26 protein-coding genes and 1 riboswitch are annotated in these 24119 nt (G+C 41.6%); of the genes, 1 reads left to right on the top strand and 25 read right to left on the bottom strand.

Annotated elements, in window-relative coordinates; genetic code table 11:
- Window positions 1-140 precede the first annotated feature (140 nt).
- Window positions 141-794 carry a PAQR family membrane homeostasis protein TrhA gene (gene trhA / locus WS08_RS03095; protein WP_009765346.1) on the top strand — a complete coding sequence of 218 codons (654 nt, stop codon included), beginning with the start codon at window positions 141-143 and terminating at the stop codon, window positions 792-794.
- 99 nt (window positions 795-893) lie between these two features.
- Here trhA and WS08_RS03100 read toward each other — a convergent pair whose 3' ends face one another.
- The 25 genes from WS08_RS03100 to thiM form a co-directional block, all read right to left on the bottom strand.
- Window positions 894-1427 carry a biotin transporter BioY gene (locus tag WS08_RS03100; protein ID WP_009765345.1) on the bottom strand — a complete coding sequence of 178 codons (534 nt, stop codon included), beginning with the start codon at window positions 1425-1427 and terminating at the stop codon, window positions 894-896.
- Window positions 1417-2154, bottom strand: coding sequence for a biotin--[acetyl-CoA-carboxylase] ligase (locus tag WS08_RS03105; RefSeq protein ID WP_009765344.1), 738 nt, complete (start codon window positions 2152-2154; stop codon window positions 1417-1419). The genes WS08_RS03100 and WS08_RS03105 overlap by 11 nt, the downstream gene beginning before the upstream one ends.
- A complete protein-coding gene (accA, locus tag WS08_RS03110) occupies window positions 2154-2954 on the bottom strand; it encodes a carboxyltransferase subunit alpha (RefSeq protein WP_009765343.1) in 801 nt (266 codons plus the stop codon). Before accA ends, WS08_RS03105 begins: the two co-directional genes overlap by 1 nt.
- Window positions 2951-3802 (bottom strand): acetyl-CoA carboxylase carboxyltransferase subunit beta, encoded by an 852-nt coding sequence (locus tag WS08_RS03115; RefSeq protein ID WP_009765342.1) that lies wholly within the window; start codon window positions 3800-3802, stop codon window positions 2951-2953. The genes accA and WS08_RS03115 overlap by 4 nt, the downstream gene beginning before the upstream one ends.
- A 31-nt stretch (window positions 3803-3833) precedes the next feature.
- Window positions 3834-5204 carry an acetyl-CoA carboxylase biotin carboxylase subunit gene (locus WS08_RS03120; protein ID WP_009765341.1) on the bottom strand — a complete coding sequence of 457 codons (1371 nt, stop codon included), beginning with the start codon at window positions 5202-5204 and terminating at the stop codon, window positions 3834-3836.
- 3 nt (window positions 5205-5207) lie between these two features.
- On the bottom strand, window positions 5208-5639 hold the full coding sequence (fabZ, locus tag WS08_RS03125) for a 3-hydroxyacyl-ACP dehydratase FabZ (protein WP_009765340.1): 432 nt from the start codon (window positions 5637-5639) through the stop codon (window positions 5208-5210).
- Window position 5640: 1 nt separating this feature from the next.
- A complete protein-coding gene (locus WS08_RS03130) occupies window positions 5641-6117 on the bottom strand; it encodes an acetyl-CoA carboxylase biotin carboxyl carrier protein (protein WP_009765339.1) in 477 nt (158 codons plus the stop codon).
- Entirely contained in the window at window positions 6118-7356 is a 1239-nt protein-coding gene (gene fabF, locus WS08_RS03135) for a beta-ketoacyl-ACP synthase II (RefSeq protein WP_009765338.1), read from the bottom strand.
- A 19-nt stretch (window positions 7357-7375) separates the two neighbouring features.
- Window positions 7376-8098 (bottom strand): 3-oxoacyl-ACP reductase FabG, encoded by a 723-nt coding sequence (fabG, locus tag WS08_RS03140; RefSeq protein WP_009765337.1) that lies wholly within the window; start codon window positions 8096-8098, stop codon window positions 7376-7378.
- On the bottom strand, window positions 8085-9020 hold the full coding sequence (locus WS08_RS03145) for an ACP S-malonyltransferase (RefSeq protein ID WP_009765336.1): 936 nt from the start codon (window positions 9018-9020) through the stop codon (window positions 8085-8087). Before WS08_RS03145 ends, fabG begins: the two co-directional genes overlap by 14 nt.
- A complete protein-coding gene (locus tag WS08_RS03150; RefSeq protein ID WP_009765335.1) occupies window positions 9017-9988 on the bottom strand; it encodes a DUF561 domain-containing protein in 972 nt (323 codons plus the stop codon). The genes WS08_RS03145 and WS08_RS03150 overlap by 4 nt, the downstream gene beginning before the upstream one ends.
- A 17-nt stretch (window positions 9989-10005) precedes the next feature.
- On the bottom strand, window positions 10006-10251 hold the full coding sequence (locus tag WS08_RS03155; protein WP_009765334.1) for an acyl carrier protein: 246 nt from the start codon (window positions 10249-10251) through the stop codon (window positions 10006-10008).
- Window positions 10252-10316: 65 nt separating this feature from the next.
- Window positions 10317-11288 (bottom strand): beta-ketoacyl-ACP synthase III, encoded by a 972-nt coding sequence (locus WS08_RS03160; RefSeq protein WP_009765333.1) that lies wholly within the window; start codon window positions 11286-11288, stop codon window positions 10317-10319.
- Window positions 11289-11756: a MarR family winged helix-turn-helix transcriptional regulator gene (locus WS08_RS03165; protein WP_009765332.1), complete on the bottom strand. Its 468-nt coding sequence runs from the start codon at window positions 11754-11756 to the stop codon at window positions 11289-11291.
- 19 nt (window positions 11757-11775) lie between these two features.
- The gene (fabZ, locus tag WS08_RS03170) at window positions 11776-12207 is read right to left on the bottom strand and encodes a 3-hydroxyacyl-ACP dehydratase FabZ (RefSeq protein WP_009765331.1); all 432 of its coding nucleotides are present in this window, start codon (window positions 12205-12207) and stop codon (window positions 11776-11778) included.
- Between the two features lie 142 nt (window positions 12208-12349).
- Window positions 12350-14239 (bottom strand): acyltransferase family protein, encoded by a 1890-nt coding sequence (locus WS08_RS03175; RefSeq protein ID WP_009765330.1) that lies wholly within the window; start codon window positions 14237-14239, stop codon window positions 12350-12352.
- A 322-nt stretch (window positions 14240-14561) separates the two neighbouring features.
- A complete protein-coding gene (locus WS08_RS03180; RefSeq protein ID WP_051747843.1) occupies window positions 14562-15218 on the bottom strand; it encodes an ATP-binding cassette domain-containing protein in 657 nt (218 codons plus the stop codon).
- Window positions 15215-17293, bottom strand: coding sequence for a bacteriocin-associated integral membrane protein (locus tag WS08_RS03185; protein WP_009765328.1), 2079 nt, complete (start codon window positions 17291-17293; stop codon window positions 15215-15217). Before WS08_RS03185 ends, WS08_RS03180 begins: the two co-directional genes overlap by 4 nt.
- Before the next feature lie 249 nt (window positions 17294-17542).
- Complete coding sequence (locus tag WS08_RS03190) at window positions 17543-18889, bottom strand: FAD-dependent oxidoreductase (protein ID WP_009765327.1); 1347 nt, start codon at window positions 18887-18889, stop codon at window positions 17543-17545.
- Between the two features lie 321 nt (window positions 18890-19210).
- Window positions 19211-19717 (bottom strand): TetR/AcrR family transcriptional regulator, encoded by a 507-nt coding sequence (locus WS08_RS03195; RefSeq protein WP_009765326.1) that lies wholly within the window; start codon window positions 19715-19717, stop codon window positions 19211-19213.
- A gap of 19 nt (window positions 19718-19736) precedes the next feature.
- Window positions 19737-20807, bottom strand: coding sequence for a YdcF family protein (locus tag WS08_RS03200; protein ID WP_009765325.1), 1071 nt, complete (start codon window positions 20805-20807; stop codon window positions 19737-19739).
- 184 nt (window positions 20808-20991) lie between these two features.
- The gene (locus WS08_RS03205; RefSeq protein WP_009765324.1) at window positions 20992-21591 is read right to left on the bottom strand and encodes a thiaminase II/PqqC family protein; all 600 of its coding nucleotides are present in this window, start codon (window positions 21589-21591) and stop codon (window positions 20992-20994) included.
- Window positions 21572-22246 carry a thiamine phosphate synthase gene (gene thiE / locus WS08_RS03210; RefSeq protein ID WP_009765323.1) on the bottom strand — a complete coding sequence of 225 codons (675 nt, stop codon included), beginning with the start codon at window positions 22244-22246 and terminating at the stop codon, window positions 21572-21574. The genes WS08_RS03205 and thiE overlap by 20 nt, the downstream gene beginning before the upstream one ends.
- A gap of 8 nt (window positions 22247-22254) precedes the next feature.
- Entirely contained in the window at window positions 22255-23058 is an 804-nt protein-coding gene (thiD, locus tag WS08_RS03215) for a bifunctional hydroxymethylpyrimidine kinase/phosphomethylpyrimidine kinase (RefSeq protein ID WP_009765322.1), read from the bottom strand.
- Entirely contained in the window at window positions 23049-23828 is a 780-nt protein-coding gene (gene thiM / locus WS08_RS03220; RefSeq protein ID WP_009765321.1) for a hydroxyethylthiazole kinase, read from the bottom strand. Before thiM ends, thiD begins: the two co-directional genes overlap by 10 nt.
- A 78-nt stretch (window positions 23829-23906) precedes the next feature.
- A riboswitch (TPP riboswitch) is annotated at window positions 23907-23998 on the bottom strand.
- Window positions 23999-24119: the final 121 nt, after the last annotated feature.

Raw genomic sequence — 24119 nt, forward strand, 5'->3', positions numbered from 1 at the left:
AAATCCCCTTCAATCACGTTTTATTTCCATAATTATAGCATATGTTGGGTTTTCAGTTAACTCAAAATACATGTTACACCCCCTTAACAAATTACTCAAACGTGCTACACTTACAGGAGTAATACGAAAGGAACACTTACATGTACTCAAAAACTAAATTAACGCGTTATGGTATTACGAATGAAGTCTTAAATGCGGTTACACATGGTATTGGTGTGATCTTAAGTATCATTGGCCTTTGCCTATTAATTATCAAAGGCGTTCAACTTCACTCACCTATACATATTGTGTCTTACAGCATTTATGGTACGACCATGTTATTGCTATTTCTATGTTCAACCCTCTTTCATAGTTTTATCTTCACGCGTGCTAAGAAAGTCTTTCAAATCTTTGACCACGATTCCATTTACTTATTAATCGCTGGTAGTTATACACCCTTCTGTCTATTAAGCATTCGTGGTTGGTTAGGTTGGGGACTATGTATTGTTATCTGGTTACTTGCCATTGTTGGGATTGTCTATAAATCAATGACGCTAAGTCGCACCACCAAAATATCAAATGTCTCAACAATCATTTATATTATTATGGGGTGGCTATGTTTAATCGCCATCGTACCGCTATATAACGCTCTAAGCCCTGTTGGGTTTTGGTTACTTGTTAGTGGCGGTGTTTCATACACTGTAGGAGCTTTCTTTTACAGTATGGCGAAAATCAAATACATGCATGTCGTGTGGCATTTCTTTGTTTTGCTAGGTGCCTTGTTCATGTACTTATCTGTTCTTTGGTACACATAATCAAACACCAAATCATACTAGCTCTACACATTAAAAAACCGGACATCTCATACAGCAGATGTCCGGTTTTTAACTGAATGTAAATAAACGTATGTTCATTTATGGCGTATAAACGCCGACAACATCGTATTTCTCCAATAATAATTTTGTTATCCAAAAAATACAGAATGTTTTAATCAACAAGATGAAAATGAATGGTATCACACCTACTTGTAAGGTTTTCAACCCATCCATGTTCATAAATGTTCCTAACCACAGCGCACCAATAATTAATTGGATAAATCCACTCCATAGTAGGAAACGGCCTAAAGTCCACCAAGGCTGACTTGATTTTGACCAACTACCTAACATCATTGGAAAAGCAAATAAACCAATTAAATAGCCTCCAGTTGGTCCAAATAACACACCTAAGCCACCTTGAAAATTAGAAAATACAGGTAATCCAAAAGCACCTAGTAATAGATACGCACCTACTAACAAAACACCCATCTTACGCGGCAACAATACCACAACTAATGGGATTATAAATGTCTGTAGACTAATCGGTACAATTCCAATAGGAATCGTTAATGGTGCCATAATTAATACTAAACTTAATAAAATAGCACTTAATGTTAATGACTTAGTTGTCATCCCCCCCTACGCCTCCTGTCAAAACCAGCCGCGTCAGCTCACCGGTATAGATTGTTCGTTGTTCATCATGTGTCTGAATCACGAGTCCGCCTTGATCGGTAATCGCGACTGCTTGTCCATTAATCGTCTCATGACCGACCTGTGCACTCACCTGCGCGCCAATGACCATTGAATGCTCACGATACTGTGTCATGATCCACGCGTCACTAGACTGCAAGGTATGCATAATACCATCCCCCAGCTGTTCTAACCAACCTGCGGGTAATTCCGGTCCGTGATAGTCTAAGGTCGCCATTTTATCGCATAACGCTACTGGAATGTCTTGTGGTCGGATATTAATCCCGATACCAATTAACAGATAGTCTTGATCAGGCGTATGCATTTGTTCAGTAAGAATTCCGCCAACTTTACGGTCAGCCACATATAAGTCATTTACCCACTTGATTTTGACATCTTGTGTCGATAATTGACCGATGCGTTCAATGGCCGCCACTGCCGTAGCATGAGTCACTAGTGGTAAGGTACATGTTATCATCTGCGCCGGCACAATGAACGTGAGGTATAGACCGTGCTGTGGTGAATAAAAAGGACGCTTAAAGCGGCCATAACCATTGGTTTGTTCCTTTGCCACAATCATGACCGTATCCTGCGGTGATTCGCGCATAATAAATTGGCGCGCTTCATCTTGGGTTGATGACAGACGCTCAAAGTAATACATCTCCACCATTAGAACTTCCTAAAGCGGACTTGTCGATGCGCCACGAGTTCATCCCCCGATAATGTCCGCAATTGTTGCACTTCTTCAGTTAACCATGCTTTTAGATAGCGTAAGGTCTTCTTTGGGCGCATTTCCGGCACAATATGATCAATAACGCCCTGACTATGTAAATCAGTCGCTGTCAGTCCCATAATGGTCGCTGCTTCATCTGAACGATTGGCATCACGCCATAAGATAGATGCAAATCCTTCTGGGCTTAAAACTGAGTATGTCGCATATTCGAACATTAAGACGCGATTAGCGGCGGCTAATGCTAAGGCACCACCTGAACCACCTTCTCCATAGATAACACTAATCACCGGCACACGTAAATCCATGCTTGTACGGATGGCTTCTGCAATAGCACCACCTTGTCCCATTTGTTCTGCGCTTTTACCTGGATATGCACCAGGTGTATTCACGAACATAATGACTGGTCGATTAAATTTATCTGCCTGCCGCATTAAATGCACGGCTTTACGGTAACCAGCGGGTTGCGGTGACCCATTATTGGTCTTTAGCTTTTCCGCTAAGTCAGTTCCTTTACGCGTCGCAATGACGGTGACTGGGATATCCCCTAATAACCCTAAACCACCCACGATACTATTATCTTCATGTCCCTGGTGATCACCATGTAGGACCATGAAGTCAGTAAAGACTTGTGTAAAGAAATCTTGACTATCAAATCGGTCTTCACGTGCTTTAGAAACAATTTCAGCGGCAGTCAGGACTTTCTTACTTGGGAGTAATGTTTCTTTTAACCCTTTCATCGTTTCATGCCCTCCGACGGTTGATGTAATGTAATTAATCGACTTATGACATCTGGTAACTGCTCACGGGCAATCACCTCATCAATATGTCCGTCAGCCCGCAACATTTCAGCGCGTTGGAAATCAACTGGTAAGGTCTCATGCATCGTTTGTTCAATCACACGACGACCTGCAAAACCAACCATTGCATGTGGTTCAGCCAAGATAACATCCCCATCCATCGCAAATGAAGCCGTTACGCCACCCATCGTTGGGTCAGTTAAGACCACTAGGTAGAATAGACCTGCGCGGGCATGGTTATTGATTGCACCTGAAATTTTTGCCATCTGCATCAGTGATAAGATACCCTCCTGCATACGTGCACCTCCTGATGCCGTAAACAAGACAACAGGTAACTCGTGTTCCGTCGCATATTCAAATAGACGTGTAATCTTTTCACCTACGCCTTGGCCGAGTGACCCCATAATAAAATGCGTATCCATCACGCCTAGCGCAAATTCTGTTTGCTTGATTGTACCAATCCCCGTGACCACCGCTTCTTGTAGGCCAGTCTTTTGTTGGACTTGCTGACGTTTCTCACTGTACCCAGGAAAATCCACCACTGGTCCGGTCACATGTGCATCCATCTCAGTAAAGGTATCCGTCACTTGTTCAATCCGTTCAAACGCATTTAAACGAAAACCATATTGGCATTCTGGACAGACTTTATGTGTCCCTAATTGTTTTTCGTATAAGCGCGTCTTACAGTACGGACAATCCACAAACAAATGCGCTGGCATCTGATCATATAAGTCGGTATTACGTGTTACCTTAGCAACTTTCTTTGAACGCTTGAGGAAATCTAACATAAGATCTAAGCCTCACTTTCCTTTTATTCCGTTATGAGGTTAAAGTTGCTTGCCAACGCGGCATCACGTCTGCTTCCACATACGCAATGTTAAACTGTCCCGTCTGTACTTTGGGATCATCTAATAGCCAACGTTGAAAGGCAACATTTGTTTGTAGGCCACCAATCGTGACTTCGTCCAACAGACGACGCATACGAATTAATGCTAACTCGCGTGTTGGTGCCCATGCTAATACTTTAAGGACCATCGCATCATAATAAGGTTGCACCTTATCACCTGGATACAGGGCGGTATCAAAACGAACATTTGGTCCCCCTGTAGGTAAATACAAGGTATCAATTGGTCCAGCACTGGGACGAAAGCCTTTTTCAGGTTGTTCCGCATTGATTCGGACTTCAATCGCATGCCCATGCACTTGAATATCATCTTGTGTCATAGGTAGGGCTTGGCCGGCGGCTACTTCTATCTGTAGTCGAATCAAATCAACCCCTGTTACTAACTCAGTTACCGGGTGTTCGACTTGAATACGCGTATTCATCTCCAAAAAATAGAAGGCGCCTGTGTCGTCTTGTAAGAACTCTAATGTTCCCGTATTCTCATAGTCAATCGCTTCAACAGCATTTAGGGCAATTTGTCCTAATTCCTGTCTCATATCAGTTGTAATCCCCGTTGCTGGTGATTCTTCAATCAACTTTTGCTTATGCCGTTGCAAAGAACAATTACGTTCTGGGAAATAGACTGCCTGCCCAGCTTGATCACGACACACCTGCATTTCGATGTGACGGACATTTGTAAGTACTTTTTCAACATACATACTGCCGTCACCAAAGGCGGCTTGTGCTTCACGTTGACCCGCTAAAAAGGCATCCGTTAATGCGTCTGCGGTCTGCACAACGCGAATCCCTTTTCCACCACCACCAGCAGCGGCTTTTAGTAAGACTGGGTACCCAATCTCTGCCGCAATTGCTTGTGCATCAGCGGGGGTTGCGACTGTTCCCGTTGAACCTGGAATAACCGGCACCTGTGCATCTTGCATCGCTGCACGAGCATTCGCTTTATTACCCATTAAGGCAATCACTTCTGCGGAAGGCCCAATCCACTTAATACCAACTGATGTGACCATCTCCGCAAACAATTCATTCTCGGCCAAAAAACCATAACCTGGATGAATGGCTTCAGATCCGGTCATTAACGCCGCACTTAGAATATTTTGCATATTCAAGTAACTATCTTGTGGTTGTGGTCCACCCACTGCCACGGCTTCATCCGCTAATTGCACATGCAAAGCATGTTCATCTGCCGTTGAGTAAATCGCAACTGATGCAATACCCATTTCTTTTAATGTTCGAATAATGCGGACTGCAATCTCTCCACGGTTCGCAACCAACACTTTCTTAAACATAGATTATTCTCCAATCACAAAGGTTAGGTCAGCGGTTGTGGCTTTCTTACCATTCACTGATACAATCCCTTTACCTTCACCAACTGTACCGCGCATACGTGTTAGGGTCACTTCTAATGTCAATTGATCCCCTGGTACAACACGTTGACGGAAGCGGGCCTTACTAATCCCACCTAGATAAGCGGTCTTACCCGCAAATTCAGGCAATGAAAGAATCGCAATTGCACCTGTTTGCGCAAGAGCTTCTAACATCATCACACCAGGAAAAGTTGGATTTCCCGGAAAATGCCCTTGAAAGACTTCTTCATTCATAGACACATTCTTTAGTGCCACGGCTTTTTCCCCGGGGACTAGGTCTGTCACACGATCAACCATTAAGAATGGATAGCGGTGTGGTAAAATTTCTTGAATTTCTTGTACATCTAAACTCATCATCTTATCCCTCCATAGGTGTCACTTCAAATAACACATCATCATATGCGACAACATCATTATTTGCGACACTAATTGTTTGAATGATTCCACTGACTGGGCTAATCACGGGCGTCATCAATTTCATCGCCTCAATAATGGCGACCTGATCACCGGCTTTAATTTTTTGTCCCACTTGAACAAAAGGTTCTGCTTCTGGACTAGCCTGCAAATGCACTGTGCCGACTAACTCGGCTTTAATAGCGTCAGTATCAGTCGCACTCTCTGCCACAGTCACTGCATCCCCAGTCATAGGCATAGCCGAAACTGTGTCTCCAGTAGGTCCTTGTTCCACTGGTGCAGGTGTTGGCATTGCTTGGTGATGCCATTCATTCTTACTCAGCGTTAAAACAACGGGCGCTGATTCCAAATGCAATTCACGTAGTTCACTTGCTTCAAATTGTTGCATCAAGCGTTCGACGTCAGTTAATGTCAATTCCATTTAAGCCTCCCATTTTTTAAAGACCAAAGCGGCATTATGGCCACCAAAGCCATAATTCGCAGACATCGTATATTGCACATCTGGTGCATCTTGGGTTTCCGTAATCAAATCAATATCATTGATTTCTGGGTCTTTCGTCGTCAAACCAACATTAGCTGGATATTGACCACGCAATAAACTCCCAATCGCTGCAATGGCTTCAATGGCACCGGCAGCACCCAATAGATGTCCCGTCATCCCCTTTGTTGAAGATACAGCGACACCTTGTGGGCCAAAGACTCGGACCAAGGCATTTGATTCAGCCAAATCATTCGCATGTGTCCCTGTACCGTGTGCATTCATATAATCAATCGCTTGGGCAGGTACATTAGCATCAGCCAATGCTAATTGCATCGCTTCCGCTGGTCCTGAACCATCTGGTGTTGGACTCGTTAGATGAAAGGCATCTGAATTCGCCCCGTATCCAACGATTTCCGCTAAGATATGGGCACCACGGGCTTGCGCATGTTCTAACGATTCTAAGATTAACGTTCCCGCTCCTTCACCCATCACGAAACCATCTCGATTGGCATCAAAAGGACGTGATGACGCTGCTGGGTCAGTACTGGTTGATAAAGCAGTTAGTGCCGCGAAACCTGAAATCCCCATCGCATTCACCGTTGCTTCTGCGCCACCAGTAATCATGACATCGGCACGCCCATCTTTTATACGCCAAAAGGCTTCACCGATGGCATTTGTTGCGGATGCACAAGCCGTTGATAAGACATAATTCACACCTTGTGCCCCATAACGAATCGAAATATTACCCGATAGCATATTTGGAATCGCATTTGGCACGAATAACGGACTCACACGGGCTGGCCCCTTATCATGTAATTTAATGACTTGGTCTTCGATGGTCGTTAGTCCACCAATACCATTTCCCATAATCACACCCACACGACGTGCATCAATGGCATCATCAGTTAAATCTAATTGGGCTTGTTCTAAGGCTTCACCTGTCGCATGAATACCGTATTGGGCAAAGACGTCCATTTTACGCGCTTCACGTTTACCAACCCGTTCACTTGGATCAAAGTCTTTGACTTCACCAGCGACCGTAATCCCTGTTTCACTTGCATCAAATTTTGTAATTGGCGCTAAACCACTAATCCCATTGAAAAGATTTTCCAAATAGTCAGTAGTTGTATGTCCTAAGGGGGTTAATGCCCCCATTCCCGTCACAACAACTCGTGTCATCATTTACCTCCTGTACGATTTAGATGTGTAATCCACCATCAATCGTGATTGTTTGTCCGGTCATATAATCATTTTCAATTAAAAATTGGGTTGCTTGTGCAATTTCCGTTGTTGTCCCAAAACGCTTCAATGGAATTTCAGCCAATAACGTTTCTTTTTGGGCGTCCGGCAAAGCATCCGTCATATCAGAGACAATCATCCCCGGCGCAATGGCATTCACACGAATACCACGCATCGCACCTTCACGGGCAAGCGACTTAGTGAAACCAATCATCCCCGCTTTCGCTGCCGCATAATTTGCTTGTCCCACATTACCCATTTGTCCAACTACCGAGGCCATATTAATAATGACTCCTGTACGTTGGCGCATCATTTTCTTAAAAATCGGTTGGGTAACATAGAATGTTCCCTTTAGATTCGTATCAATGACACGATCGATGGCATCTGTTGGTAAACGGACCATTAATCCGTCCGCAACAATCCCCGCATTATTCACCAAGATATCAATGGTGACATCGTTGGCATATAAATCATCAATCGCATTTTGCATTTGCGTTGCGTCAGAAATATCACCCGTCATAACCAACGTGTTTTCTGGAAATTGACTGAGTAAAGTTGCGCTCGGCATCTGACGGCCATGCAAAATAATTCGCGCCCCGGCTTGGCTAAGACGTTGGGCAATGGCTAAACCAATACCACGTGTTGATCCCGTCACCAAGACGGTCTTATCAGCTATCTGCATGTGCTTGCTCCTTAAAGGCTTGTACAGTGGCTAAATCAAATAATGAGATGCCCTGTAGATCCGTATTCATTTGTTGGGCGAATTTCAATAATGTCCCATCCGCACCAATTTCAATGACGCGTTCTGGCACTGTATCTGCCGTTAAGTGCATAAAGGCATCCGCAAAGAAAGTTGGTGTCGTCATTTGTGTGGTTAATGTGGTCGCAATATCTTGACCAAATGGTTGCGTCGTTGTATTTGAATACACGGGGATGGTTCCCTTTGCTTTTGGCACACTGTGTAATTCATCTCGTAAGGCCAAGGCCGCATCACCCATAAATGGTGTGTGAAAGGCACCGGCGACAGATAACGGCACACAACGGACCTTCGTTTGTGTCACGACATAATCAGTAAAGATTTTTAATGATGCAACCGTACCGCCCACCACAATTTGCTTGCGCGTATTATGATTGGCTAAATACACGGCCACATCATCAGCTTGCATCTTTTTGATTGCTGCTAAAATGATGTCTTGTTCTTTTCCAAGGACAGCGACCATCGTCGTTGCTTGCGCATCACTTGCAATTTGCATGTAACGTCCGCGCTTTTGCAATAAACGTAGTGCATCTGTAAAGTCAAAGACCCCACCTAGTGTTAAGGCTGTATACTCTCCAAGACTCAAGCCTAATAATGCAACTGGTTCGGGGATGTATTCAGACACCACGGCATAAATCCCCATTTCATGGGCAAAAATCGCTGGCTGTGCATAGGCCGTCTCTTGTAACTTTGCTTCGTCTTTTAAGACCGTTGCATACAGATCGTAACCTAACACGGCACTCGCACGATCAATCACTGCGCGATACGCAGCTTCATGTTCATATAGGTCAATTCCCAATGTCGGCATCGCCGCACCTTGGCCACCTAACAAGATTGCTGTTTTCATGTTTTATCCTTTAATTGATACTTCGTCAAAATAACACTTGCTTCAGACCATGTGTCAGCCAAAATAGCACTGACGGGCTTAATGGTCTGAATCATCCCAGAAATTTGTCCGGCCATGAATGCACCTTCATCTTTATTACCGTCAATTACGGCACGACGAAGTGACCCATTTTCTAAGTCTTCAATCGCTTGGGCATCTGGCTTAGGCTTTGACATTTCAAAACGCTCTTGCTTAATAAAACGCTTTGCCATTTTTGTTTTCAGCACACGGGCACGATTACCTAATAATTCACCAGTCACAACTGTATCGATATCATTCGCTTTCAATACCGCATTTTTAAAGGTCTCGTGTATTTCAGACTCTTCAGATGCCAAAAAACGGGTTCCCATCTGGATACCACTCGCACCTAGAGCAACTGCTGCTGCCGCACCACGACCGTCAGCAATCCCTCCAGCCGCAATGACCGGAATATTGACCGCATCCACCACCTGTGGGACAAGTGTCATAGTTGATAGACTACCAATATGCCCACCTGATTCAGCCCCTTCGGCCACAACTGCATCAACACCTTTCTTTTCCATCATGCGGGCTAACCCAACTGACGGTACCACCGGCATGACGATGATGCCATGCTCATGTAGCTCTTCCAAAAAGGGGGATGGATCCCCGGCCCCAGTCGCAACGACTTGGACACCTTCTTCAATCACGACGTCAAATACTTCGCGAATATGGCGGGACATCAGCATCACGTTCACACCGAATGGGCGATCAGTCACTTCACGTGCGCGATGAATTTCGGCACGTACTTGTTCAGCACGCCAGTATCCCGTACCAATAATGCCTAAACCACCCGCTTCAGAAACAGCACCAGCCAAACGACCAGTTCCTGCCCAGGCCATTCCGCCTTGAATGATGGGATAACGCATGCCTAATTTTTGAAATAACGGATTGTCTAGTTCTACTTGCATCGTGATTACCTCATTAATTACGCGTTAGCGGCTAATTCTTCAGCGATTTTTTGCACTAGGCTTTCAACCGTTGTGATGTTTTCCGCAACTGCTAATTGAATATCGAATTCATCTTCAACTTGGTTCAACACTTCAAATAGGTCCAATGAATCTGCATCAATGTCATTTGCCATATCTGTTGTTAGGGTTACTTCTGCTTCTTCCAAATCAAATTGTTCCATCAAAATTGCTTGTACCTTGTTAAAAATCATGTCGTTTGTCATTGTTTTATCTCCATTTATTTCATCTTTTAAAAAGTATATGTCATTAACTATCGTATTAAATTTTTTTAGATGCGAATAACCATCGCACCTACTGTTAGTCCACCACCAAAACCGGCTAGGACAATCGTTTGTCCGGTCTTTAAGCGACCAGTTGTTTGTAATTCATTAAGTAGAATCCCAACACTTGCAGCACTTGTATTACCATACATGGCCACATTCATCGGAAATTTTTCTACGGGTTGATCTAATTTTTGTGCAACACTTTGAATGATTCGTGCATTTGCTTGATGGCAAACGAAATAATCGATATCATCCAAGTTGATGTGCGCTTTTTGCACCGCAGATAAGATGGCACTTGGAACTTGTGTCGTCGCAAAATTATATACTTGGCGACCATCCATTTGGAATGTAAATGGTAACGCCGGGTCAACATTTGTGAACGGGCTTTCAGTTGATACCTGACCGGCAGTCAGATACTCGCCTTTCTCCCCAAAGCTCACAAGATGTTCCGCTAACACACGGCCATTCCCTGTTACATTTGAAATAGCTACCCCAGCAGCACCATCACCAAACAATACTGCTGTGCGGCGATCATGCCAATCAACTAAACGGCTCAAGGTTTCAGCACCAATCACAATACCTTTTTGGTAACGACTTTGTAGTAAAGCTGTTCCCATGCTTAAACCGTAGATAAAGCCTGCACACGCAGCGCCAACATCTAGTGCAAAGGCATGAGTTGCGCCAATACGTCCTTGTACCCCGGCAGCGACACTTGGCGTTAATGTATCCGGCGACATAGTCGCAACGATAATAAAATCCAAATCAGTTGCTGCCCAATTGGTAGTCGCAAGTAACGCTTCCGCTACTTGCACCGCTAAGTCGGTCGTTGTTTCAGTTGTGACCACATGTCGTTGCTCAATCCCTGTTCGAGTTTGAATCCATTCATCTGATGTATCCATCATCTGTGCTAATTCATCATTTGTCACAATACGTTCAGGTACAGCTTGTGCAGTCGCATTAATTGTTAATTTTTCCATCTATTCATTGATAGTGGCGTGTAATCCTTGCAAGTGTTGTTCAAGTTGGCTAATTGCTTTACCAATAACTTGTGTTTGATCATTTGAAAGAGAATCCGTCAATGAATGTGTTAGGTCGCGATGAAATGCTTCATGTGCACGATACACGGTACGACCACGATGTGTTAAGCCTAGCTTGATTTCACGTCGGTCTGTTTCAGAACGTTGACGCTCAACGTAGCCTTTTTTGACTAACTTATCCAACGCTGTTGTCATCGCACTTGGCTTCAAATGGACCAAACGCGCAATTTCTGTTGCATTTGGAAATTCGTACATGGAAATCGCCGCAATAATATGCATTTCTTTCAAGCTAATATCTTGAAATTCTGATCCTTGAAGATATACTTCTTCAATCCACATCACGTTATTAAAGACATCTACCAAACTCTTATTCATTTGTTCAAACGCGACACGCTCAGATTCCACCATTATGCTCTCCATTTCTACTTCACCTTTGTTGGTCAGAAACAACAAACATTAGTTCTGCTTCCGTTGTTAATTGACCATTAACTGTGACGTTTACCATTACGGTACCCATATTTTCTCTTATTGTACCAAATTTCACGGTCATATGGAGAACATCACCTGGTTTTACTGGCTGATGAAAGTCTGCTTGATTCACCCCAGTCATATAGGCTGTTTTATGGGCAAATGTTGGCGAATACAAAATCAAGATGGACGCTGCTTGTGCCATCGTCTCGATGATCAATGTACTTGGCATTGTCATGATACGTTGATTTGCAAAGAACGCTTCATTAGCGGTCACATTCTTAATGGCAACTAGACTTTCGTCCGGAACCATATCGAGTACCCGGTCAATATATAGAATTGGGTATCGATTAGGAATGATGTCCATAATCTCTTGGACTTGTAATTCCATATCGCTTCTCCTTTTTATTTCGATTATCGAACTATTCGACAAGAGAATCATATTACAAGTGTCCAAGAACTGTCAACAAAAAATCAAAAGACAACAAAAAAGGCATCTGATTATTTCAATCAAATGCCTGTTATACCACGGATTACGCGATATTATTTTGTTTTAAAATTGACTCAGTGATTGTATCTGCGAAGTGTACTTGTCCCTTTTCATTTGGATGTACACGATCATCGTAGAACCAATCTGGTTTGTTATCACTAACGCTATACCAGTCCACAATGGTCAAATTTGGATACTTCTTACTCATCTTTGTTAGCATCTTATTCACGTCGTTTTGCCAACGTCCCGTCGGTACACGGACGTTAACCCAGTACACATGACGATTACCTAAGAGTTCCATAACTTCATCAAATTGTTCTTCAGTAAATGAACCGTTGGTTCCTAAGATCATCAAAACATTTTGTTGAATACCTTGTGTTTGGAGCATTGACGTAATAATAGGTGTTGTTGCATACAATTGGCGTCCAACATCCGCGTTCATTGTTAATTGCGGGAATGTTTTTTCTAGCGTTGGTAACGCATCTAGTGCCATTGAATCACCAATCGCTGTCATAGGTAATGATGCCATAAAGGATTTTTGTGTCTCAGTAAACTTACCATCACCAGCCGTTTTGTCTTCCGGTTCTGTTGGTGGAATCAAATTACCAAATTCATCATATTGTGGTTCTGTTTGTTCCGTTGCGGGTTCTGATGTTTCTTGTGCTTGTTTATCAGCGCGTTCTTTTGATTCTTTTAAATGTTCTTCTAATTGATTAGGTTTCTTTTCTACTGGGTTTGGTTCACTGGCTAAGGCATAGCCAGTCATACCACATAATCCAATTAGTAAGAACAAGCTAATGCGTTTAAATGGTAACGCTTTGAATCTAAAGAAATCGCGGCCATATTGCTTAATACCGGCCCACGACATACGACGTAATGGGCGTTCAAACAAACGGTATGATAGTTCACTCAGAATCAGAATAATCACGATTTCAATCGTCGCATTCATAAGTAAATGGTCATTTACATTACCCACTTGCGCTTCATAGAAGACCATCACTGGTGATTGGTAAAGATAAATACCGTAACTACGTGTCCCAACCCAAGAAAATACTGGATTGGTCATGACTTTATTCATATCTCCTGCGGGATGTACCACAGCCGCAACCAATACAGCGGCGGCAATACTAACCAGAACCATACCACCACGATACAAAAATGTATCATCAAATGCCATTGTAATAAACGCATATACTAAGTAGCCTAATGAAGCTAATCCAAGTAGATTCATCCCCCAATGACGAACAAACGTTGTCTTTTCAGCTAACCATGTACTTGGCCAAACAAACGCTAACCAACACCCAATTAGAATTGAAAATGCACGCGTATCTGTTCCATAGTAGACCCGTGTTGGGTCGGCGCCTGGAATGTATAACCATGCCATCCATAATGCAGAAACAATCGTTAATCCTGCAATAAACCAACTTGCGCGGCGAGCGCTACGTGCTTGTCGATAGAATATCAAACAAACAAATGGCCAAATCAGATAAAACTGTGCTTCTACGGCTAATGACCAAATATGTGTAAATGGTGACGGTGTCCCAAACTTATCAAAGTAAGATAAACCATTTGAGATTTGCCACCAATTATTGACATATAACACACTACTAATAATGATTTCACGTAAATTAGTTAGTAAGTCTCGTTGAAACAGTACAATGTATGTCGATGCACTTGCTAATAATACGATTAGTGCTGGATATAGTCTTTGTAAACGGCGCTTATAAAAACCAACGATATCAATGCGCCCTGTTTGAATCCATTCTTGATTTAATAGATCAGTGATTAAGTATCCTGACACAACAAAGAATATTGTGACCCCTAAATACCCACCTGGTAATTGTTGTGGAAATAGATGATATAAGATAACACCTAATACGGCGAGTGTTCGTATACCATCTAATCCTGTTATGTATCGCCTTTTGTTTCCCATCGTCCTAACGGCCTTCCTATCCTCACATTTGTTTCGTGTTCTGCATGAGGGGGTGTTCCTAGACCATTCGCCCGACATCCCTATTTGTAAACCACTACACTTGTAACGTATTGTCATTGTCTATTAAACACCAAATGTAGATAACATGCTATTAAAATCTAGGCAAATTAATTAAAAGTCTGCCTAGATATTTGCCTGCATTCTAAAAAACGTCACGAAGTCATTAATCCCCCCAATTATGATACCCTGACCACCTAAATCAGAACGTAAAAAAGCACCTATACATCTGTTTCATTTACAGATATTTAGGTGCTGCTTTAAATTACTTTAAGTAGATATTTTGATCACTGATTTGTTCGAAATACTTATCATGTGACACAATAATCAATGTTTTATTTTGATTCTTCAAGTTAATTAATAGTTCGACGATATTTTTCTTGTTTTGTTCATCTAACGAACCAGTGGGTTCATCAGCCAAGATTATCTCTGGATCTTTTAAGATAGTTTTAGCAATCGCAACACGTTGTTGTTCTCCACCGGATAAATCATACACTTTCTTCGTTAAATAGGCTTTTCCTAACCCAACATCTGTTAATGCGCGTACCTGTTGGACTTTTTTATCAGCTTTAGTCCCCTTTTTGTACGCCTGATTAATCGCAAGATTCGCTTGTACGGTCATATCGTCAATCAAGCCAAAATTCTGAAAAAGATAGTCTATTTTCTCTCTACGCCATTGTCTAGCTTCACGACTATGCAGCTTAGGCGTTGTTTCACCAAAAATCTTAATTTCACCAGTATCTGGTGTATCCACTAACCCAATCATATTTAACAATGTGCTTTTACCCGCACCACTTGGTCCAAAAATAGTTGTAATTTCACCTTTTTTGAAAATAAGATCGAGATCCTGGGTGACTTCATGCGTGCCAAATTTCTTGCTCACATGTTGTAGTGTCACATTATTTATCGATGAAAATGTCATATTTTCTCCCCCAGTAAGTGCCTTTTAATTATTTTACCAACCACAAAAACTGTCAGTAGTTCAAATAGACATAAAATCGTCATCCCCACTAGTAACGTCAAATCAAACGCGCTTTGTGTCAACAACACACCAAACATAACGACGTATTGCATCGCAATCAAGACAAACAATTTAGCAAATAATCTAACTTCACTATAACCAGCCATATATTTATAGTAGAGTTCTTTATTATGACTACGATAATAAAGCACGATGACATACACATTCATCATTAAGATAAATATAAACATGATGCCATTTGTTACTAATGCATTCTTCAAATTCCCGATTGCCGCTTTTAACTCGTCTAAGGCGAGATCATTCAAGCTCACAATTTGTACAAACTTATCGGCATAATTTCCGATTGCTAAATCGTCATAAATTGCATGATACGTATCCTTAGCTGTCCCTGTTAGGGGTATCTTCAAGCCATCATAAATGTCCCCAGTCAATATATTCAGAAGAAGCCCATTATTTTCAGTTACAACGCTTACGATGGGCATCGGCTGATATTCACCACGATTTAAATCAAAATAGGTCGCATTCTCAGGCATTAAAACTATCCTTCGTTCAGTGATACCATCATCTCCAACACTATCTTCTAATTCATCTGCACGATTCTTAGGTACTAATAGGGTGACCTGTGTTGATGTATCAGACACGACCACGGAATTATCCGCCATGTCTTTAAGCGGAAATTTCTGTAAATAATTAGGGTTCACAAATACTTCCTCTACATTCGCCACATTATTTCTATTTGTCCCCTCTCGATATCCTTGGTCAAACAGTAAAGCACCCTTATCATTTAACTTTTGATAGACACGTGCTTTAGTTTCATCGTGTTTATCGATATCTAGATTAGTCATCTCATACCCAACAATACGAGGGGTTAAAACGCCGTATTCAGCGCCTATTTTTGCGTCTTTATACCCGGATGACGTCATCAACTCTGCTTTTAATGACACATATTGAAACATGGGTACTAACATACTAAACAGCATCACTAGCGCTATCCCCTTCACGATATACACTAAGTAAAAAGACCAGTTTAAATAACTTTTATTTTTTAATTGCTTACTTAATGAGAAACGATTCAAGAGTGCAATCACACCCGTCCCCACTATAACCATCAAGCCAATAATGCTGATGAGCAGAAGAATCGTTTTTACTGAAATGACAAGATGTCCAAATACCCGCAGCACAATGCCTAATAACACGGTACACAACAAGACTCTTCTGAACGTTGTCTGAAAGAGCTGATAAAACATTTGATAACTTGAAAAACCCGCTAAACGGTAGGTACCAATATACTTTGTACTTAATAAAATGTACAAAACAACGAAAATCAATAATATGCCAAACAAGATACTGGCTATGCCAGTGTATTGGTGCGCTTCATTCGTTTCGACCGTCGTATCTTGTAGATATTCAAGGTCATCTTCTGAGTACGTAAAGGCCGGCACACCGTATTGTGTTTTAAAATGCTGATTGTATTTGCTTGCTAAGCCGTGAATAAATTGTTGAAACTGTTCTTCATTAGTTGTTTCAACGTAAAAGACACCCTGTCTTCCGGTATAAGAGACATTCGCCGACATAGGTTCAATGGTTGCTGAATACCCTTTTAATGGTAAATCATCACGGTACTCACGCTCAACATTCGCCTCCGGTTGGTCGAAATACGTCCACACTTTACTTGGCTTAACTGTCGCGACCTGATAAGTGAGGCGGTCTTCGGTGGTGCCATAGTCAATCTCTTGATACTCATTAAGTTGGAATCCACCATATCGCTGGACCTTCACATAATTAAGGTCTTGCTCTGTACTAGTTTCCTGCAGCAAGTCTAATATTTCAGTATATTCTTTATCCGACTTAATGTCGTTCGGTAACGTAAACGGCATAAAATCAGCATTTATGCGGGCTTGCTTCGTTGCCCTTTCACTCAAATAATGAATGTGCGACGCCTGAAATAACAAATACGATCCTAAGACAAATAATCCCCCGATTAGGACCAACAAGACTTTTCTAATCTTAAACATAACTCCCCCAAGTTTCAAACACATACATGCGCCTGATTATGCTTCCCCATATAACACTTTATATACTACTAAGCATACCCTAAAAAGGACGGTTTGTTGGCACCAACTGTTAACATTTCAAGTAACGTTTCCTTTACATCCTCATTCCATCAGATTAATGAATACAATCGCACACGATAATTGCACAAAAAAGACCTTACTATCTTAATCGTAGTAAGGTCTTTTTAACTGTTCTTCTTAAATCATGCGTTATTGTGCCCCACGTGCAGTTGTGACAGCTTTCAAAGCAACAGAAGAAATGTAATTCAATGGTTGATCAAAATTAGGTTGGAAGAAGAAGTCTGTCAACGCTAATTGTTCAATCGTCATATTGTTTTCAATTGCCAAAGAAACAACGTTTGCGGCTTGAGAGATATCATGCTTTGACATAAATTCAGCCCCAATAATACGTCCTGTGGCCTTCTCCCACGTTAATGAACATTGTACCTTTTCCGTTGTCAACATAAAGTCAGGACGGTAGTCTTCTTCAATTAATACCGTTTCTGCATCCAATCCCTTTACAGCGGCACTCACCTTGTTTAGTCCTGTTGACGCAAAAGCTAATTCATATAATTCCACAGCTGATGTTGATTGTGTCCCGGGGTGTGCCAATGTTGGTGTCACAATATTACGACCAATCACCATTCCTTGACGAATCGCATTCGTAGCCAGTGGAATGTAGTCATATGATTGCGTAGGTGTTGAAAATACGGCACTTGCATCACCTGCTGAGAATACGCCTGCTACACTTGTTTCCATGTACTTATCAGTTACAATGGCACCATTTCCCAACATATCCAATTGTCCTGCAAAAAGTTCAGTGTTAGGTGTAAATCCAATACTCAACACAGCCATGTCCGCTTCGTATGACCCTTGATCAGTGTTAACGATAATCCCTGTATCAGTATCTTCGAAACCAACAACCATTTCATTCAAGGCTAAGTCGACACCGTGTGAGATGAAGGCATCTTCATATACAGATGAGAATTCTTTGGACGCTGTACGTGACATTACACGATCTGTTGCGTCAATCAATGTCACTTCTTTTCCCTTGTGAGACAATTGTTCCGCCAATTCAGCGCCAATGTATCCTGCCCCGATAACAACAACCTTTTTAATCTCTGGTGTGATTTCACGTAGGATATTAGCATCTGACCATGTCTTACTAAAGTAAATCTTCTCACTGTCAATTCCTGGCAATGGTGGCACCACTGCTTTAGATCCTGTCGCAATGACAATCCTGTCAAATACTTCCGTTGTGATTTCACCAGTTACTAAGTCTTTAATTTGTAGTGTCTTAGTCGCTAAATCCGCTTCTAAGACATCTGTTTGCATATGCATGTTAATTCCTTGTTCACGCATTGATTCTGGTGATTCATAAAACATACGATTAGGATCAGAAACTTGATCACCTACCCATAGCGCAATTCCACATGACAAAAATGACACGTTATCATGGCGTTCAAAAACATGGATATCTGCGTTCGGTTGTTCTGCTTTAATTGATTTTGCTGAGAACACACCTGCATGTGTACTTCCAATAACGGCTACTTTCATAATAGATCCTCCAATAACATCTACGACGTTAACTAATTAATTGATAAATGAATACTATCACAAACTACTTGTTTTTTACAAGTCACCGAAATATATTCGTATGACAAAAGACCCTTTAAAACACGATTATATCAATAGTTAAATCAAACTTAAACGAAAAAAGTAAAACGTTTAAACGTATTAAAAGTTTGTGAATTTTTTATTATTAAACAACAACAAAGCCCCAACAATCAACTTTTAAAAGTTTTTAAAATTGTGATTTGAAATATTTTAAAAACCAACAAAAAAGCGTAGACGACAACCGTCCACGCTTTAAAATCACTATGATAATAATTGATTAATTTTTTTATATGTTGTCTTAATTTCAGCTTCACGATCAGGATAAAGGAAGAAATTACGCATTAATCCGTGCGCGCTTTGCATCGCTAACCACCCTTTTGTTTCTGCCTCACTTGCATCCTCTCGTAGTAAACGCGGACGTAAAGATTGTGCAAAAGCTTCATCATGTAACGCTAAAAATTGCTCATTAATTTGGTAATACTTTTGTAGAAACTGGTACACTTTTGGTTGATTTTGGACCATTTGTACAATTGAGTCCAAATCGCGATGCACATGGACATCACGCATGACTTGACTGAATACCCACTTATAGGCATCATTCAAATCTGTAAAGTACGTATAAAATGATCCACGAGATATGTCAGCACGTTTGATAATACGCGCCACTTGTGCATCCACAAGTGCATAGGTCGTGAATTCTTCCACTAAGGCGTCATACACTTGCTTTTGCTTAATGGCTTTTAAATTATCAAATGTTTTGGTTACCATTTGTGTCACTTCCTCTTTCTTACATCACCACAAAAATAATGTTAAAGATAATCAATGCGGTTAAACTAACTGCATGGAATAGCTTATGCCCTGACAACAAGGCAATGTATTCGCGTAATAGGGCATTATAGACAAAGTAACGACGTGTACGTGCGCCAATACCATCAATTGTTAACCCGGCGATACGTGCATTACCCGCTGCACGGAAAACATGATAATCACTTGTGGCAAAGATACCACCATCTAATGGTAGATCATTTGCTTCAACGATTTTTTTAGAGTAAATCATATTTTCTGTGGTTGTTTTAGATTCTTCTTCGGCAATTAACAAATCAGCTGGATACCCAGTGCTTAAAGCATATTCGCGCATTGCACGTCCTTCTGGAATATCTTCATCCGGTCCTTGTCCACCAGATAGAATGATTAGTGGCTTTTCACCACCCTTATCTACTTGGCGTTGTGCAAACTTCAAAGCAACATCAATTCGAGACTTTAGCAAGTTTGATAGCTCAGTACCGTTTAGTAACCCAGCACCCAAAACAATAATGTATTTTTGATCTAACTTTGGTCTAAATAAGACATAAAGTAAGAATGACATCGTAAAGTTAATCATCCAGAAGACGAAGTAACCAATAATAACACCACTAATAATGCGGATACCACCTGCGACCATGTAGTTTAAGTGTGCATCAAACCAATTAAACAATAATGGTGACAATAGGACGTAAATCGCAATAATCAACGTTAATGAATTACTTAACGTGTGCGCTTCACGACGCCACACTAGAATCGCGTTCCATAGGAGCAGCACTCCTAACATCGCAGAAATCGCTAAGATAATTAGTAAGACCACCAGCGCTAGCATGAACCACGCGCCAGTTAGTAATGGATTACCAATAATAACGATTGATCCCGTCATACTAATCCCAAAACTCAACACCAATAGCGTTGCTAGTCCACCATTTAATAGACGTAACTTATTTGATTTAAAACTAAAATAAAGCATGACACCAATTACAGCTGTAATCCCCCACGCGATTAACATCGCTGGTCCGTACATCTGCATTGTATTTTGTATTTCTTCTACCATAACTCCCCCTGCTTTTCTAATCGTGTCTTTATTATACCTTAGACAAGGAACTCATATTCGAAAGATTCCACAAATTTCTGTCATTCTAATCATAGGTCGACGACTTTTACACATAACTAACAAAAAAACTTGATTATGAATCGTCATAATCAAGTTTCCTACTATATATAGTGACAGCTGGAAATTACACAACACATTGTTCCCAAAAGTCATATTCATGTTGATACGCTTGTTCGTATACCTGTAAATCAGCGGGGGTAATTCGTGCTTCTGTACGACTCCCTTTGACTAATTCCACAATCCCTTGACGGTAACGACTTACTTGTCCAATGTAGGCACTTTGTGTGTAGTAGTCAATCCATCCTTTGTATTCGTCAGATGTCTCACCATCGTTTTTCATGCCCGCGGCCAATAGATAATAAGATTCTAGACATGGCAACATCACTAATACCTTCTGCAAGTCATCCCCAGTTTGCATAATTTCTTGGATATATCCAGTATAGGCCTTACTAACATCCCCAATGACTTCCTGTTTCCATCCATCATTTGGCTTCAAAGCTTGATGCGCATCTGATTCATCAACAGATTGAACTTCAGATAGTAAGCCTAAGCTGTCTAGAATACGATTGACCTCGTCAAATGCTGCGCCGAAGATTTCTAAATAATAGTGGTCTTGTGCCACATAGTAATTACGTTGGCGTTGCGTCAACGTATTGTATTGAATCCCCTGCACATATCGACATTGCGAAATGCGATCCATCCATTTATTTTGTATCTGTTCCATTACTCGTATTCTCCCAAATATGTGTCATTTCTGTCAGTGTCCGTGCTAAATCAGGTGCCTCTGTTAAGAGCGAAATCACCGCGACACCATCCAATCCAGCTGTTTTTAATTCGGCCATATTATCTAAAGAGATACCCCCAATCCCAACAATTGGTAAGCCTAGACGATTGACATCTAAATACGCCGGAATTGCGGGAACACCAATACTTGGTGTCGCGTCTTTTTTAGTCAACGTTGGATAAATTGGTCCCAATCCCAAATAATCTATGCGCGGATTTAACACATCCTGCATTTCTGTTAGCGTATTAATCGACAATCCCACATACATATCCGTTGGAATCATTTGTAAAAAATCTTCCAACTTCATATCATTCTGACCAACATGAATACCGTCCGCTCCCACGGCCAATGCTAATGCAACATCATCGTTAATAATGAATGGTACGCCTTGGTGCTTAGCGTAATCACGTAATTCTTGAACGTATGATACGCGTTCAGCTGAACTCTCCCAAGTCGTTCCCTTATCGCGGTATTGAAACGCCGTAATCCCACTCGCAATAATGTCTTTCATTCTCGTTAATGCGTCTGCTTTCGTTGTGTCCTTAAAATTCTGTGGACCGGCAATACCGTACAATGCCAAAATATTTCTGTTCATGCAAATGCCTATTCTTTCTCTGCCCATAAGTTCAAAGGCCCGTGCCCATGACCAACGTTAATCCCCTGTTGAATCACCACTGACATATAATCGGTCGCCTGAGCTAAAATGTCTGGTAATTCCTGACCTTTAGCTAGATGCGCTGTAATAAAGGCAGACAATGTATCACCGGTTCCATGCGTACGAATGGTTTCAAATCGTGGATTCGTGTACCAATAAATTTGACCAGCTTCGGTGTACAATAAATCAGCCACTGTATCTCCAGTCATATGACCACCTTTGATTAAGACATTCTTGACTCCCAATGCTTGAATCATTTCAGCCGCACGAAGCATATCTGCTTCATCATCTATGCGGATACCAGTCATCACTTCTGCCTCAGCCGTATTAGGTGTGACTAAATAGGCAAAAGGTAATAGTTTATGGGTTAATAATTGAATTGCTTCATCAGATAATAACTTGGCACCACCTTTTGCCACCATTACTGGATCAATTACCAATGGTATCTCTGATACTTTCGGCAAATAATCTACCAGCGTTTGCACGACTTGTGCATCAAATAAAGCGCCTGTCTTCATCGCCTTAATATCTAAGTCAGAAAACACCGCATCTAATTGTGCGACTAACAAATCCTTTTCTGTTGGTGCCAACGCTTGGACGCCATACGTATTTTGCGCCGTTACACCGGTAATCACCGTTGCCGCGTAAACATGCTCAAGAGCGAATAGTCTTGTGTCCGCATTCACCCCAGCACCACCACTGGAATCAATTCCGGCAATAGTTAAAACTTGTGGAATTTCGGCTAATGCCATGTCATGACTCCTTCTGCTATGTCTGTATCTTGTAAGCGGTAAATGGCATCAAAAAAAGCAGGCATATATGATCCTGGACGGTCATCACCAACAAGCGCCGTTGTATTTTGACCAGCCAATTTCATATTCAATGCAGCCACATAAGCTGCTTCAAATGGATCATCTGCCACACTCGCAAATGTCGCAACGACTGCACTCAACATATCCCCCGCACCCACATTCGTGGCTAATGCTGGGTTATTGTAGTCAATACTTACCGTTTGTGTCCCATCACTAATGACATCTACTGGTCCGGATTGTACAATAATCGCGCCTGTTGTTTGCGCTGCATTTTTGACGGTTGCGACATTAATATCGTCGTCTAAGGCATCAATACCGGTTGCTTGACTTTCTTCATTGGCAAACCAGGCAATTTCCGCTGAGTTTCCACGGATGTAATCGAAATGGACCGATTCTGCTAATTGTTGGACACAACGACTACGGTATGGCATGTGTACCGCGACAGGATCCAAAATAACCGGAATATGTAATTCATTTGCGCGGATTCCCGCTTTAATCATCGTACTTAATTGCTCATCAGTAATTGTCCCAATATTGATCACCAATGCTTTTGAAATCGCTAATAGTTCATCAGTTTCATGACTTGTTTCTGTGACTAACGGACTCCCACCCAACATACTTACCACATCTGCGACACGTTGAGGTGTCACAGAATTCGCCAAATTCAACACCAATGGCTTCTCTGTCTTAATCTTGTCGCGTAATTGCATATTCTTCTCCAATCGTAAAAAAAAGCTCAACCAGTCCCTACGCAAAAAAGTAGAGTCTGATTGAGCTAGTCTAATAGTCATATCAAATCGCTACTTTCCTCCGCAAGTTTTAGCTTGTTCAGGTTCAAAGGGTTTAAGTCTCAACCAATATGGTTCCCCTAGTAGTAAAAATATTCAATTGTTTACCCGTCTAGCTTAGCATAGCCGAATATCTTTTAATAGTCATAAAATAAAATTTTAGCTGTACCATTCACTGGTGAATCGTTTTCTATGTTCTTAAAACCGCACCAG

This window comes from Weissella tructae, assembly GCF_000732905.1.
Taxonomy (GTDB): Bacteria; Bacillota; Bacilli; order Lactobacillales; family Lactobacillaceae; genus Weissella; species Weissella tructae.